Raw genomic sequence first — 12,826 nt, 5'->3', positions numbered from 1 at the left:
ACTAGCGGGTTGGCAAGCCCTCTCCTCGCGACTTAAGGTCGCAAGTGTTCCGATCGGAACTCCGAAACTTTCGAAGGGTGGTCGGTGTGACGACACGACGTGCTGTGGTGGTGCGGGGTGGCTGGGAAGGGCACTCCCCGGTCGAGGCGACCGAGCTGTTCATCCCGTACCTGAAGGAGAACGGCTTCGAGGTGACGGTCTCCGACAGCACCGCGGCGTACCTCGAGCTGGACGGCGTCGACCTGGTGCTGCAGTGCGTGACGATGAGCGAGATCGAGGACGACCATTTCAAGGGCCTGGAGGCGGCGATCCGGCGCGGCACCGGGTTCGCCGGCTGGCACGGCGGGATCGCGGACTCGTTCCGCAAGAACGTGGACTACAGCTTCATCACCGGCGGGCAGTTCATCTCGCACCCGCACGGGTTCACCGACTACCGCGTCGAGGTGGTGCCCGAGCAGGCCGATCACCCGATCGTCGAGGGCATCACGCACTTCGACGTGCACACCGAGCAGTACTACATCCACTACGACCCGACGAACACCGTCCTCGCGACGACGACGTTCGAGTCGCACCCGGACTACCCGTGGATCGAGGGCGCTGTGATGCCGGCCGTCTGGACCCGCACCTGGGGCGAGGGCAAGGTCTTCGTCTGCACGGTCGGCCACAAGCTCGACGACCTGGAGACGCCCGAGGTCCGCACGATCATCGAAAGGGGTCTGCTGTGGGCGAGCAAGTGAGTGGGCCGGTGACACGCGTCGGCATTGTCGGCACGGGTGTTATCTCCGGCACCTACCTGGACCACCTCGGCAAGCTCCCCGGCGTCGACGTCGTCGCCGTCGCCGACCTGGACCTGGCGCGTGCTCAAACGATTGCCGACAAGAACCCGGCCATCCGCGCGGTCTCGCCGGAGCAGCTGTACGCGGCTGACGACATTGAGATTGTCGTCAATCTGACGATCCCGGCTGCGCACGCACCGGTGCACCAGGCCGCGATGGAAGCCGGCAAGCACGTGTACGGCGAGAAGCCGCTCGCCGTCGACCGCGCCGAGGCGGAGCCGCTGCTCAAGTACGCCGCCGCGAACAACGTCCGCGTCGGCTGTGCGCCCGACACCGTCCTCGGTACCGGTACGCAGACCGCTCGTGCGGTGATCGACCGCGGCGACATCGGCGTACCGCATGCCGCGACCGCGTCGTTCGTCACGCCCGGCCACGAGCTTTGGCACCCGGCGCCGGAGTTCTACTACCAGCCCGGCGGCGGCCCGGTCCTCGACATGGGGCCGTACTACGTGACCAGCCTGGTCACCCTCCTCGGTCCGGTACGCCGGGTCACCGCGCGAGCCGGCCAGTCGAAGCAGGAGCGCCGGATCCACACCGGTCCGCGAGCCGGTACAACGTTCCCCGTCGAGGTGCCGACGCACGTCACCGGCGTACTGGAGCACGAGTCCGGTGCGTTGACCACGGTGCTGATGTCGTTCGACGTGTGGGCGGCGCGGTTGCCGCGGATCGAGGTGCACGGGACAGAGGGCAGCCTGTCGGTGCCGGACCCGAACGGGTTCGACGGCACGGTCGAGATCGCGACCGCCGCGCAGCGCGAGTGGACCGAGGTGCCGGTCGCCGGCGGGTACGCGGGTGCGGGTCGCGGGGTCGGTGTTGCGGACATGGCCCGGGCGATCCGCAACGGTGAACCGCACCGGGCCGACGGCGCGCTGGCCTACCACGTGCTCGACGTACTGGAGTCGTTGCTGGAGGCCGCCGTACAGGATCAGCCGGTGGATGTGGCGAGCACTGTGGCACGTCCCGCGCCCGTTCCGTTGGGAGCGTCGCCCGAGACCGCCTAGACTGGCACTCCGAGCGATTGAGTGCCAGGACAGTCGGAGAGGGTGGTGCGCGTGCTCGACGAACGCAAGCTGGATGTGCTCCGCGCCATCGTCGAGGACTACGTGGCCACTCATGAGCCGGTCGGCTCGAAGACATTGGTCGACCGGCACAACCTCGGCGTCTCCCCGGCCACCGTGCGTAACGACATGGCTGCGCTGGAGGAGGAGGGGTACATCACCCAGCCGCACACCAGCGCCGGCCGGATCCCGACCGACGCGGGCTACCGGCTGTTCGTCGACAAGCTGAGCACGGTCAAGACGCTGTCGAGCGCCGAGAAGAAGGCGATCACGTCGTTCCTGGCCGGAGCGGTCGACCTGGACGACGTCGTCCGCCGTACCGTCCGGCTGCTCGCCCAGATCACCCGCCAGGTCGCCGTCGTGCAGTACCCGTCGCTGAACCGGTCGAGCGTCCGGCACATCGAGGTCGTCACGATGAGCCCCCGGCGGTTGCTGCTGGTGCTGATCACCAGCAACGGCCGGGTCGAGCAACGGCTCGTCGAGCACCCGCACGATGTCGACGAGCAACTGATCGCGGACCTGCGGTCCCGGTTGAACACTGCGCTCGCCGGGCAGCGGCTGACCGACGCGACGACGTCCCTGGCCGGCGTGCCGGAGCAGTTCGCGCCGGCCGACCGGTCACTGGTCGCGGCGATCGTCACCACCTTGCTGGAGGCGTTCACCGACGAGGTCGGCGAGCAGCGGATCGCCGTCGGCGGCGCGGCCAACCTGACCCGGTACGGCGACGACTTCGAGCGGAACGTCAAGCCGGTGCTGGAGGCGCTCGAGGAGCACGTCATCCTCCTCAAGTTGCTCGGTGAAGCGACCAATCCGCAGACGCTGACTGTTCGCATCGGTCACGAGAACCCGTTCGAGGAGCTGGCCACCACGTCGGTGGTCGCGACCGGGTACGGGTCGCAGTCGGAGGCGCTCGCCACCCTCGGCATCGTCGGACCGACCCACATGGACTATCCGAGCACGATGGGCGCAGTGCGCGCCGTCGCGCGTTACGTCAGCCAGATCCTGGCCGAATCCTAATCAAGACAACCCCTGGTCTGGAGTATGAGCACCGATTACTACGCCGTCCTAGGTGTCAGCCGTGACGCTTCAGCGGACGAGATCAAGAAGGCGTACCGCAAGCTGGCACGCCAGTACCACCCGGACGTGAACGACTCCGAGGACGCGCACCAGAAGTTCCAGGAGATCGGGCGCGCATTCCAGGTGCTCAGCGACCCGCAGAAGCGGCAGATGCACGACCTCGGCGGCGACCCGTTCGCCTCCGCGGCCGGTGGACCGGGCGGCGCCGGCTTCGGCCAGGCGTTCACGTTCACCGACATCATGGACGCGTTCTTCGGCCAGACCGGCGGAGCCACCCGCGGGCCGCGGCCGCGGACCCGGCGCGGTCAGGACGCGCTGATCCCGCTGCGGATCGACCTGGCCGAGGCGGCGTTCGGCACGACGCGGGAGCTCAAGGTCGACACCGCCGTACTGTGCCCGACCTGTAGCGGGTCCGGCGCGGCGGCCGGCTCCGAGCCGGTCACCTGCGAGATCTGCCACGGGCGTGGCGAGGTCACGCACACGCAGCGGTCGTTCCTCGGCGAGGTGCGGACGATGCGCCCCTGCCCGAACTGCCGCGGCTACGGCACCACGATCCCGAGCCCGTGCGTCGAGTGCTCTGGCGACGGGCGCGTGCGCTCCCGCCGTACCGTCACCGTGAAGATCCCCGGCGGCGTCGACACCGGCACGCGGGTGCAGCTGTCCGGTCAGGGCGAGGTCGGCCCCGGCGGCGGTCCGGCCGGCGACCTGTACGTCGAGATCGAGGTCGAGCCGCACGACATCTTCACCCGTAACGGCGACGACCTGCACTGCACGGTGACGCTGCCGATGACGGCGGCGGCGCTTGGTACGACGATCGACCTGCCGACGCTCGAGGGCGAGACGACACCGCTGGAGATCCGTCCCGGCACGCAGTCCGGTACGGCGATGACGCTGTCCGCACGCGGCGTACCGCGGCTGCGGCACGCCGGTCGTGGCGACCTCATCGTCCAGATCATCGTCGAGACGCCCACCAAGCTCGACGACGCCCAGGCCGAGCTCCTCAGGAAGCTCGCGGCGGTCCGCGACGAGGAACGCCCGCAGGGCCAGGTCCAAGCCACCCACAAGAGCGTTTTCGGCCGCCTCCGCGACGCCTTCGGCACCCACTAGATGACATCGCGACGCCCCGCGGACGTCCCGCCTCCCCACCGCGCCTCAGCGGCGCGGAGGCGCGTCGCTTCCGCGCCGCTTCTCGGCGGTGCGGGACGTGTCGCCTCCCTGCCGCTTCTCAGCGGTGCGGGGAGGTCTTCGTAAGTGGGGGTCGCCGTGTTCTTTCGCTCTGACCTCGACGAGGACGAGCTGGTGCTCGACGGGGCGGAGGGTCGGCATGCAGCCGTCGTACGGCGGATCGGACAGGGCGAGCGCGTTCGCCTGACGGACGGGCGGGGGTCCTGGGCCGAAGGGGCCGTGGTTGCCGCGTCCAAGGCCGGGGTGACCGTGGCGGTGGACGAGCGGGGCGCCGTCGTTGCCGCCGATCCCCGAGTGGTTGTGGTGCAGGCGGTGCCGAAGGGCGAGCGGGCCGAGTTGGCGGTGGAGATGCTGACCGAGGTCGGCGTCGACGTGATCGTGCCGTGGAACGCGGAGCGCAGTCAGTTCCGCGCGAACCCGGAGCGGGTCGAGAAGACGCTCGCGAAGTGGCGGGCGTGGGCGTTCGAGGCCAGCAAGCAGTCGCGGCGGACCTGGTTCGCCGAGGTCGCCCCGATCGCGACCACGGCCGAGGTCGCCGAGTTGCTGGCCGGCGCGGCGCTCCCGGTCGTACTGCACGAAGAAGCCACCACCCCTCTGGCCTCCCTCGAACCACCCGCCACCGGCGACATCGTCATAGTCATCGGCCCCGAAGGCGGCATCGCCCCCACTGAGCTGAAATCCTTCGCCACCGACCCGGTCCGCCTGGGCGACACCGTCCTCCGCACCTCAACAGCCGGCGTCGCCGCAGCCGCCGCCCTCCTCGCCCACTCCCGCTGGACCTAACCAGCCACTGCTCGCGGCGGGGTAAGAAACCGTCGCTCAGTGACGATTAGTTTCCCCGCCTCAGGTTCGGACGGCCTGCTGGTACGCCGCTAGTACGTCGGCGTCGTCGATGCTGCCGTGGTGGTGGAGCTGCTGCCACGTGCCGGCGTACCTGAAGATCCGTGTCGTGCGGATCTGCACCGGCTGCTGCCCGAGGTCCGGATGCTGGTACGTCCCGACCTCTCGTCCCGCGAACACCACCGAATCGCCGAGCCAGTACGTCGCCGCGTCGCCGAACGTCACCTGGACGTTCAAGGTCCCCGCGAACACTCGCGCGTACAACTCCCGCACCGCCTGCCGCGACCGCAGGATTCCGCCGATCGGGTTGTTCAGCTGCACCAACTCGTCATCCGCCCACCCGCCGACCAGCGTCTCCAGGTCCTTGCTGTTCAGCGCGTAGTAGAACGTCTCGAGTGCCGCGAGCGCCCCGTCGCGCCCAGGCAGCTGCGCCTCCGCCACCCGCGACTGTGCGCCCGGCCCGAATCCGTAGTCGACCAGCTCGATCATTCGCAACCCCTCGCTAAGCTGTTAGACAGGAACCGAACACAACTGTACGACAGGGATCGAACACCATGTCCGTCGAGTCAGCTCGTGCACGTACGCTCAGCCATGTCGACCCGGCCGAGGTGCCGTTGCAGGCTGCGCTGGATGCGCTGGCGGACCCGGTGCGGCGCTCGATCCTGCGTGACCTGTCCGTCCACGACGACTGGACCCGCGCCTGCGGCACGTTCGACCTCCCGGTGAAGAAGGCCACCGCCAGCCACCACTTCGCCGTACTCCGAGCCGCCGGCCTGATCGAACAACGCGACGAAGGCGCCCGCCGCCTCAACCGCCTCCGCCGCGAAGAATTCGACACAGCCTTCCCCGGCCTCCTCACCGCCACCATCGACCGCGCGGACTGAGGAACTACTTCACGACGATCGACTTGGTGTCCGTGTCCGTGACGCTGCCGTCCTGGTCGGAGAGCAGGTATACGCTGATCTGCCACGCCCCGGGCGTGAGGGTGAGCTGGAAGGCGTACGGCGAGAACTTCTGGCCCTCCGCGGTGTTGGCGAAGCTCTTCCTCGTCTCCCGCGTCTTCAGGTTCGTGACCTCGTAGTTGACCGTCGCCTCGAAGGCCGCCGCGACCCCCTGGACGGTGACCTTCGGCGCGACCATCTGGTTCTCGGACGGCGAGTCGATCCAGACCAGCGCCTGCACTTCACCCGCCGCGGCGCGGGACACCGGGGTTCCGGTGTCGATCTGGCCAAAGAGCTTCCCGGAGGATCGGCCGGCCTCGGTGATCTGAATCGGGGTCTTGTTGTCCTGGAGCGCGCCTTGGACGGTGTAGACGAGTTGTTGGATGGCGACCTTGGCGAGGTCAGGGTCGAGGTTGGACTTCGGGAGTTGCTTGAAGTCGACTGTGACGATGCCGTTCGAGCGGGTGACGGTGTTCAGGGCTGCGCCGCGCCAGACCGAGTAGTAGTCGGGGTCAGTCGGTTGCTTGGTGGTCATGATGCGGACCGCCTGCTCGGCCGGGCGGCCGCTGACCTTGGCCCAGGTGCGGTACAGGCGCGCGGCCGACTTCTTCTGCGCACCGACCTGCTGGCCGAGCCAGTACACGGGTACGACGGTGCTCTTGACGGCCGGTTCCGGTACGCCGCGGTCCGTCGGGCTGACGGTCTTCGCGGAGGGCGAGGTGCTCGGGGGCTCGGTGGGCGCCTGGGACGGTGCGGGGGAGGGGATCGCGACCGACGGGGTTCGGCTCTCCGGTACGACGGTTGCGGTGGTTGTCGTGGTGGAGCCGGCCACTGCGTCGCCGTCGTCGGCGGTGTTGTCGGGGCCGTTGAGCATGGTGAAGGCGCCGATCGCGGCGGCCGTGCCGGCTGCGGCGAGGCCGGCGGTCAGGAGCCAGGGGCGTCGCGCGGCGGGGCGCTGGGCGTGCGCGCGGGCGCGGATCTCCGGCAGCGCGTCGGACGGCTCGATCCGGTCCGCCTCCTCGTGGAGAGATCGCCGCATCAGCTCGTCGAACGGGTCGTTGGGGTCGTTACTCATCCACGTCCTCGCTTCGCTCCGGGCGCGGATGAGGCTCCGAGCGTGCTGTGTTGTTTGATGAACTCGCTTCGCTCGTTCATGCGTTCTGCTCCAGGAGCTGGCGCAGCGACTTGCTCGCGCGCGCGGCGTGGCTCTTCACGGATCCCCGGCTGATACCCATCGTGTCCGCGATCTCGGCCTCCGACAGGTCACCGTAGTAGCGCAGGACCATCACTGTGCGTTGCTTCTCCGGGAGGGTCCGCATCGCCTCGATCACCCGGTCGGTCTCCTCGGTCCGCAGTACTGCCTGCTCCGCGCTCGGCTCATCGGGAAGGGTCCGAGGGGTGTGCTTGTCCACCACCACCAGGTGGCGCTGGCGGGAGCGGCAGCGGTTCACCACCGCGGTCCGCAGGTACGCGAGCGCCTTGTGCGGGTCGCGCAGCCGGTTCCAGCGGGCGTGCATCGCGACGAAAGCGTCCTGCACGATCTCTTCCGCCGTACCGGTGTCACGCAGCAGCAGGGCGCCGAGGCGGACCAGCGAGGTGTAGTGCGCGGTGTAGACAGCCGTCAGCGCCTCGTCGGCATCCCACGAGGACTCATGTGTCACGCACTCTTCGTACACCACGGCCGGTTGTGCCACGACACGAAGACGCGAAGACCGCCTTCCAGGTTGACAACGGCATGCCCGAATGGCCGGCAGTCTGAAGAGATGAAGCAGCGCGGCGACGGTCAGTGGTCGGGCACCGTGACATCACGTACGCCGCCGCGCTGGACAAGGCCCAGCGCCTGTCGCCGTCCGATGTCACCGTGAACCTGCACCCCCGGCGGGGAGTGGACCTCGAGCGGAACCGCCGGCTCGCTCTCGAGCACGGGGTGCTCCAGGCCGGGTCCGGAGCCGGACGAGATTGCCCGCCTCGCCGGTGTCCTGAGCCCGAACGCCGCCGCCGGGGCGACGCCGGTGAAGCCACCCGAGCGGCGCCCGGGAAGCGTGTCCCGGCGAATTACGAGTGAGGGTGTCGGGCGGGACGGCTAGCATGGGTGGACCACTTCATCGGCATCAGGAGGGAACAGGCTGTCCAGGCCACGCAGTATCGAACCGGAGGCGCGCCCGAACGGCACAGTTCCAGGCGCAGCCGCCAGCACGCAGGCGTCGCACAAGATCGTCGTGCCGAACAGCATCGACATGGTGGCCCTGCTCGGAGCCCGGGACGAGTTCCTCCGCATCGTCGAGAAGGAGTTCGCCGCCGACATCATGGTCCGCGGCAACGAGATCACGCTGAACGGCGAGCCGGCCGAGCTGGCCCTGGCCGAGCGGCTGATCGACGAGCTGATCGCCGTGATCCGCACCGGGCACGGGCTGACCGCCGACTCGGTCGAGCGCAGTATCGCGATGATCAAGCAGGCCACGGCCGAGAGCCCGGCCGACGTGCTGACACAGAACATCCTGTCCAGCCGCGGCCGCACGATCCGCCCGAAGACGCTGAACCAGAAGCGGTACGTCGACGCCATCGACAAGAACACGATCGTGTTCGGGATCGGCCCGGCCGGTACCGGCAAGACCTACCTGGCGGTCGCCAAGGCGGTTCAGGCGCTGCAGGCCAAGGAGGTCAACCGGATCATCCTGACCCGGCCGGCCGTCGAGGCCGGTGAGCGGCTCGGGTTCCTGCCCGGCACCCTGTCGGAGAAGATCGACCCGTACCTGCGGCCGCTGTACGACGCCCTGCACGACATGCTCGACCCGGAGTCCATCCCGCGGCTGATGACCGCCGGCACGATCGAGATCGCGCCGCTGGCCTACATGCGCGGCCGGACGCTGAACGACGCCTACATCATCCTGGACGAGGCGCAGAACACCTCGCCGGAGCAGATGAAGATGTTCCTCACCCGGCTCGGGTTCGGCTCCAAGATGGTCGTCACCGGCGACGTCACCCAGGTCGACCTGCCGAACGGGACCCATTCCGGGCTGCGGGTCGTGCAGGACATCCTCGAAGGCGTCCAGGACCTGACGTTCTGCCGGCTCACCTCGCACGACGTGGTTCGGCACAAGCTGGTCGGCCGGATCGTCTCGGCGTACGAAAACTATGAAGGTAGTGCTGACAACCACCGATGAACGTCGAGGTCAACAACGAGTCCGGGGTCGAGATCGACGCACACGGACTGATGCGGCTCAGCCGGTTCGTGCTGTCGTCGCTGCGGCTGCACCCGGAGTGTGAACTGTCGATCAAGCTGGTCGACGAGGACACCATGGCGCGATATCACGTCGAGTTCCTGGACCTGCCGGGTCCGACCGACGTGATGTCGTGGCCGATGGACGAGCTGCGGCCGGGTTCCGACGGCGACGCCGACGAGGACCTGCCGCTCGGGCACCTCGGCGACATCGCGCTGTGCCCGACGGTCGCCGCCGCGCAGGGCGCGAAGGCCGGTCACGGCACCTGGGCGGAGCTGGAGCTGCTGACGGTGCACGGCATCCTGCACCTGCTCGGGTACGACCATGCCGAACCCGCCGAGAAAGCGGAGATGTGGGACGTCCAGGGCCGCCTGCTGGAAGCATGGCGCGCACCTGGAAACCGGCTAGAGGCGTGATACCGAGATGACTTCCCACGACCTTGTTCTTCTGGTTGTGGCTGTGGTGCTCGTTCTGCTGGCCGGGCTGCTCGCCGGGGCCGAGGCTGCGCTGTCGTCGTACTCGAAGGTGCGGGCGAACGAGCAGGTCGAGCTGGGCAACCTGCGGGCGGTCCGGCTGCGCGACCTGCTGTCCGACGCCCCGCGGTACCTGAACTCGCTGCTCCTGCTCCGGCTGATCTGCGAGATCACGGCGATCGTGCTGGTCACCCAGGCGCTGTCCGGCGTCCTCGAGGTGACCTGGCAGCACGTGCTGATCACGGCCGTGGTGATGGTGCTGATCTCGTACGTGATCATCGGGGTCGCGCCGCGGACGCTCGGCCGGCAGCACTCGGACCGGTTCGCGATCATGTCGGCCGGCCCGGTGATGGCGCTGACCCGGGTCCTCGGGCCGCTGCCGAAGTTCCTGATCCTGATCGGTAACGCGCTGACCCCTGGCAAGGGGTTCGCCGAGGGCCCGTTCGCGACCGAGGCCGAGCTGCGGGCGCTGGTCGACTACGCGGAGAAGTCCGCGGTGATCGAGTCCGGCGAGCGGCAGATGATCCACTCGGTGTTCGAGCTCGGCGACACCATCGTCCGCGAGGTGATGGTCCCGCGCACGGACATGGTCTACATCGAGCGGCACAAGAAGCTCCGCCAGCTCACGTCGCTGGCGCTGCGCTCCGGGTACTCGCGGATCCCGGTGATCGGCGAGTCGCTCGACGACATCGTCGGCGTCGTCTACCTCAAGGACGTGATGCGCCGGGTGTACGACAACGCCCAGGCCGAGTCGACCGAGCGGGTCGAGTCGGTGATGCGGCGGTGCATGTACATCCCGGACTCCAAGCCGGTCGACGAGCTGCTCCGGGAGATGCAGGCGGCCCGGATGCACGTCGCGATCGTCGTCGACGAGTACGGCGGAACGGCCGGCCTGGTCACCATCGAGGACATCCTGGAGGAGATCGTCGGCGAGATCACCGACGAGTACGACGAGGACCCGGACTCGGTGCAGCAACTGTCCGACGGCGCCTACCGGGTGTCGAGCCGGTTGCCGATCGACGAGCTGGGCGAGCTGTTCGGCGTACCGCTGGACGACGACGACGTCGACACCGTCGGCGGCCTGATGGCCAAGCTGCTCGGCAAGGTTCCGATCCCCGGGGCCGAGGTGGGGATCGAAGGTCTGTCGCTGACCGCGGAGCGGCCGTCCGGCCGCCGCAACCAGGTAGGTACGGTTCTCGTACGGCGCGAGGAGCCGACTCCCGCGCCGCAGGACCAGAACCACCAACACGCCTGACCTAGGAGCTCTTGTTGTCAGACCTTTCGGCGGAGGACGCCAAACTCGTCACGCTCGCCCGCGCTGCCCGTGCACGGACGCGGGCCGCTGAAGGAGCCGCCGTACGGGACTCCGACGGGCGGACGTACTCCGCCTGCACGGTCGCCCTCGACACGGTCGAGCTGACCGCGCTGCAGCTGGCGGTGGCGATGGCGCTCGCGTCCGGGGTGAAGGGTCTCGAGGCGGCCGCCGTGGTCACCGAGTCCGAATCCGCCGATGTGGGCGTCGTACGGCACTTCGCCGGCGCCAACATTCCCGTAGTACTTGCCCTTGGCACTGGAGAGGTCCGCGATGTCGTCCACACCTGAGAACTTCAAAGCGGGTTTCGCCTGCTTCGTCGGCCGGCCGAACGCGGGCAAGTCCACCCTCACCAACGCCCTGGTGGGCAAGAAAATCGTCATCACGTCGTCGAAGCCGCAGACCACGCGGCACGCGGTCCGCGGGATCGTGCACCGGCCCGATGCACAGCTGATCCTGGTGGACACACCCGGTCTGCACAAACCCCGCACCCTGCTCGGCGAGCGGCTGAACGACCTCGTGAAGACCACCTGGGCCGAGGTCGACGTGATCGCGGTCTGTCTGCCGGCCAGTGACAAGATCGGCCCGGGTGACCGCTTCCTGGCGGCCGAGGCGGCGAAGGTCGCGAAGACGCCGAAGGTCGCGCTCGCCACCAAGGCCGACCTCGTCGAACCCGAGCGGATGGTCGAGCACCTGGCCGACATCCAGGCGCTCGGCGAGTCGTCCGGCATCGAGTGGGCGTCGATCGTGCCGGTGTCCGCGACGTCCGGGTACCAGGTCGACCTGGTCGCCGACGAGCTCGTGAAGCTGCTGCCTTCCGGTTTTCCGCTGTACCCCGACGGTGACATCACGGACGAACCGGAGGAGACGCTGGTCGCGGAGCTGATCCGCGAGGCGGCGCTCGAGGGTGTCCGTGACGAGCTTCCGCACTCGATCGCGGTGACGATCGACGAGATGGGGCTGCGCGAGGACCGGCCGGAGGACAAGCCGCTGCTGGACGTGTACGCGAACATCTTCCTGGAGCGGGAGAGCCAGAAGGGCATTGTGATTGGCCACAAAGGCGCCCGGCTGCGCGAGGTCGGCGCGGCGGCCCGGCGGCAGATCGAGGCGCTGCTCGGTACGCCGGTGTACCTCGACCTGCACGTCAAGATCGCGAAAAACTGGCAGACAGACGCGAAGAACCTGCGCAAACTAGGGTTCTGATGAACCTGCGCAATCCCGTGTACGCCGCTCTGACCGGCGTGCACGCCCCGTTCGCCGAGAGCCGCGGCAACGTCCGGCGTTATCCGCCCGCGATGGCGCCGTTCCTCGCGCTGCCCGACGTACCGGCCGAGCAGGACTGGGCCGACGCGGCCGCCCTGCTCGGGTCCGGTACGACCGGTGCGCTGATGCGCCCGGCTCTCGCGGTGCCGGACAGCTTCAAGGTGGAGCTGGAGATCGATCTGGTCCAGTTCGTCGCGCCGGAGTCGCTGCCGGCCGCTGATCCGGAGGCGGTCGTCCTCGGCGTCGACGACGTACCCGAGATGCTCTCGCTCGTCGCGCTTACCGATCCCGGCCCGTTCCGGAGCCGCACGATCGAGCTCGGCACGTACGTCGGTGTACGCCGCGACGGCGAGCTGATCGCAATGGCCGGTACGCGGTTCGCGCTCCCCGGATACACCGAGATCAGCGCGGTCTGCACGCATCCGTCGTACCAGGGCCAAGGTCTCGCCAGCCGGCTGATCCGCGCGGTCGCCGCGCAGATCACCGCAGCCGGCCAGACTCCGTTCCTGCACACCGGCGGCGGCAACACCAACGCGATCCGCCTCTACAACTCCCTCGGCTTCACCCTCACCAACGAAATGAAGGTGACGGTCCTCGAGCCCGTCTAGCTCACCTCGGGG

15 protein-coding genes are annotated in these 12,826 nt (G+C 68.7%); 12 read left to right on the top strand and 3 right to left on the bottom strand.

Annotated elements, in window-relative coordinates; genetic code table 11:
* Positions 1 to 86: 86 nt before the first annotated feature.
* From EV647_RS07045 to EV647_RS07025, 5 genes are all read left to right on the top strand, one after another.
* Positions 87 to 737, top strand: a complete 651-nt coding sequence (locus tag EV647_RS07045; RefSeq protein ID WP_238175194.1) for a ThuA domain-containing protein — start codon at positions 87 to 89, stop codon at positions 735 to 737.
* The gene (locus tag EV647_RS07040) at positions 722 to 1,837 is read left to right on the top strand and encodes a Gfo/Idh/MocA family protein (RefSeq protein WP_134000125.1); all 1,116 of its coding nucleotides are present in this window, start codon (positions 722 to 724) and stop codon (positions 1,835 to 1,837) included. The genes EV647_RS07045 and EV647_RS07040 overlap by 16 nt, the downstream gene beginning before the upstream one ends.
* Positions 1,838 to 1,888: 51 nt before the next feature.
* Entirely contained in the window at positions 1,889 to 2,911 is a 1,023-nt protein-coding gene (gene hrcA, locus EV647_RS07035) for a heat-inducible transcriptional repressor HrcA (RefSeq protein WP_134000121.1), read from the top strand.
* Positions 2,912 to 2,935: 24 nt separating this feature from the next.
* The gene (dnaJ, locus tag EV647_RS07030; RefSeq protein ID WP_134000118.1) at positions 2,936 to 4,078 is read left to right on the top strand and encodes a molecular chaperone DnaJ; all 1,143 of its coding nucleotides are present in this window, start codon (positions 2,936 to 2,938) and stop codon (positions 4,076 to 4,078) included.
* Positions 4,079 to 4,234: 156 nt separating this feature from the next.
* Complete coding sequence (locus EV647_RS07025) at positions 4,235 to 4,939, top strand: 16S rRNA (uracil(1498)-N(3))-methyltransferase (RefSeq protein WP_238177064.1); 705 nt, start codon at positions 4,235 to 4,237, stop codon at positions 4,937 to 4,939.
* A gap of 60 nt (positions 4,940 to 4,999) precedes the next feature.
* Here EV647_RS07025 and EV647_RS07020 read toward each other — a convergent pair whose 3' ends face one another.
* Positions 5,000 to 5,485, bottom strand: coding sequence for a nuclear transport factor 2 family protein (locus EV647_RS07020; protein ID WP_134000112.1), 486 nt, complete (start codon positions 5,483 to 5,485; stop codon positions 5,000 to 5,002).
* Positions 5,486 to 5,550: 65 nt separating this feature from the next.
* Between EV647_RS07020 and EV647_RS07015 the strand changes: the two genes are divergently transcribed.
* Positions 5,551 to 5,880: a helix-turn-helix transcriptional regulator gene (locus EV647_RS07015; protein WP_134000109.1), complete on the top strand. Its 330-nt coding sequence runs from the start codon at positions 5,551 to 5,553 to the stop codon at positions 5,878 to 5,880.
* 4 nt (positions 5,881 to 5,884) lie between these two features.
* On the opposite strand, the gene EV647_RS07010 is transcribed toward EV647_RS07015, so the two are convergent.
* Together EV647_RS07010 and EV647_RS07005 are read right to left on the bottom strand one after the other, a co-directional pair.
* Positions 5,885 to 7,012, bottom strand: coding sequence for a Gmad2 immunoglobulin-like domain-containing protein (locus EV647_RS07010; RefSeq protein WP_134000106.1), 1,128 nt, complete (start codon positions 7,010 to 7,012; stop codon positions 5,885 to 5,887).
* A 76-nt stretch (positions 7,013 to 7,088) separates the two neighbouring features.
* Complete coding sequence (locus EV647_RS07005; protein ID WP_238156589.1) at positions 7,089 to 7,598, bottom strand: SigE family RNA polymerase sigma factor; 510 nt, start codon at positions 7,596 to 7,598, stop codon at positions 7,089 to 7,091.
* Positions 7,599 to 8,174: 576 nt separating this feature from the next.
* On the opposite strand from EV647_RS07005, the gene EV647_RS07000 reads away from it, so the two are divergent.
* From EV647_RS07000 to EV647_RS06975, 6 genes are read left to right on the top strand one after another with little or no spacing between them, the layout of a single operon-like run.
* Positions 8,175 to 9,101 carry a PhoH family protein gene (locus EV647_RS07000; protein WP_166679889.1) on the top strand — a complete coding sequence of 309 codons (927 nt, stop codon included), beginning with the start codon at positions 8,175 to 8,177 and terminating at the stop codon, positions 9,099 to 9,101.
* Positions 9,098 to 9,574 carry an rRNA maturation RNase YbeY gene (gene ybeY / locus EV647_RS06995; RefSeq protein WP_130380847.1) on the top strand — a complete coding sequence of 159 codons (477 nt, stop codon included), beginning with the start codon at positions 9,098 to 9,100 and terminating at the stop codon, positions 9,572 to 9,574. Before EV647_RS07000 ends, ybeY begins: the two co-directional genes overlap by 4 nt.
* A 7-nt stretch (positions 9,575 to 9,581) precedes the next feature.
* The gene (locus EV647_RS06990; protein ID WP_134000100.1) at positions 9,582 to 10,886 is read left to right on the top strand and encodes a hemolysin family protein; all 1,305 of its coding nucleotides are present in this window, start codon (positions 9,582 to 9,584) and stop codon (positions 10,884 to 10,886) included.
* An 11-nt stretch (positions 10,887 to 10,897) separates the two neighbouring features.
* Positions 10,898 to 11,233 carry a cytidine deaminase gene (locus tag EV647_RS06985; protein ID WP_134000097.1) on the top strand — a complete coding sequence of 112 codons (336 nt, stop codon included), beginning with the start codon at positions 10,898 to 10,900 and terminating at the stop codon, positions 11,231 to 11,233.
* Positions 11,217 to 12,146 carry a GTPase Era gene (era, locus tag EV647_RS06980; protein ID WP_133781230.1) on the top strand — a complete coding sequence of 310 codons (930 nt, stop codon included), beginning with the start codon at positions 11,217 to 11,219 and terminating at the stop codon, positions 12,144 to 12,146. The genes EV647_RS06985 and era overlap by 17 nt, the downstream gene beginning before the upstream one ends.
* On the top strand, positions 12,146 to 12,814 hold the full coding sequence (locus EV647_RS06975) for a GNAT family N-acetyltransferase (protein ID WP_134000094.1): 669 nt from the start codon (positions 12,146 to 12,148) through the stop codon (positions 12,812 to 12,814). The genes era and EV647_RS06975 overlap by 1 nt, the downstream gene beginning before the upstream one ends.
* Positions 12,815 to 12,826: the final 12 nt, after the last annotated feature.

The sequence above is a fragment of the Kribbella sp. VKM Ac-2566 genome, assembly GCF_004366005.1.
Lineage (GTDB): Bacteria > Actinomycetota > Actinomycetes > Propionibacteriales > Kribbellaceae > Kribbella > Kribbella pratensis.
This window is presented reverse-complemented; position numbering and strand designations above follow the sequence as displayed.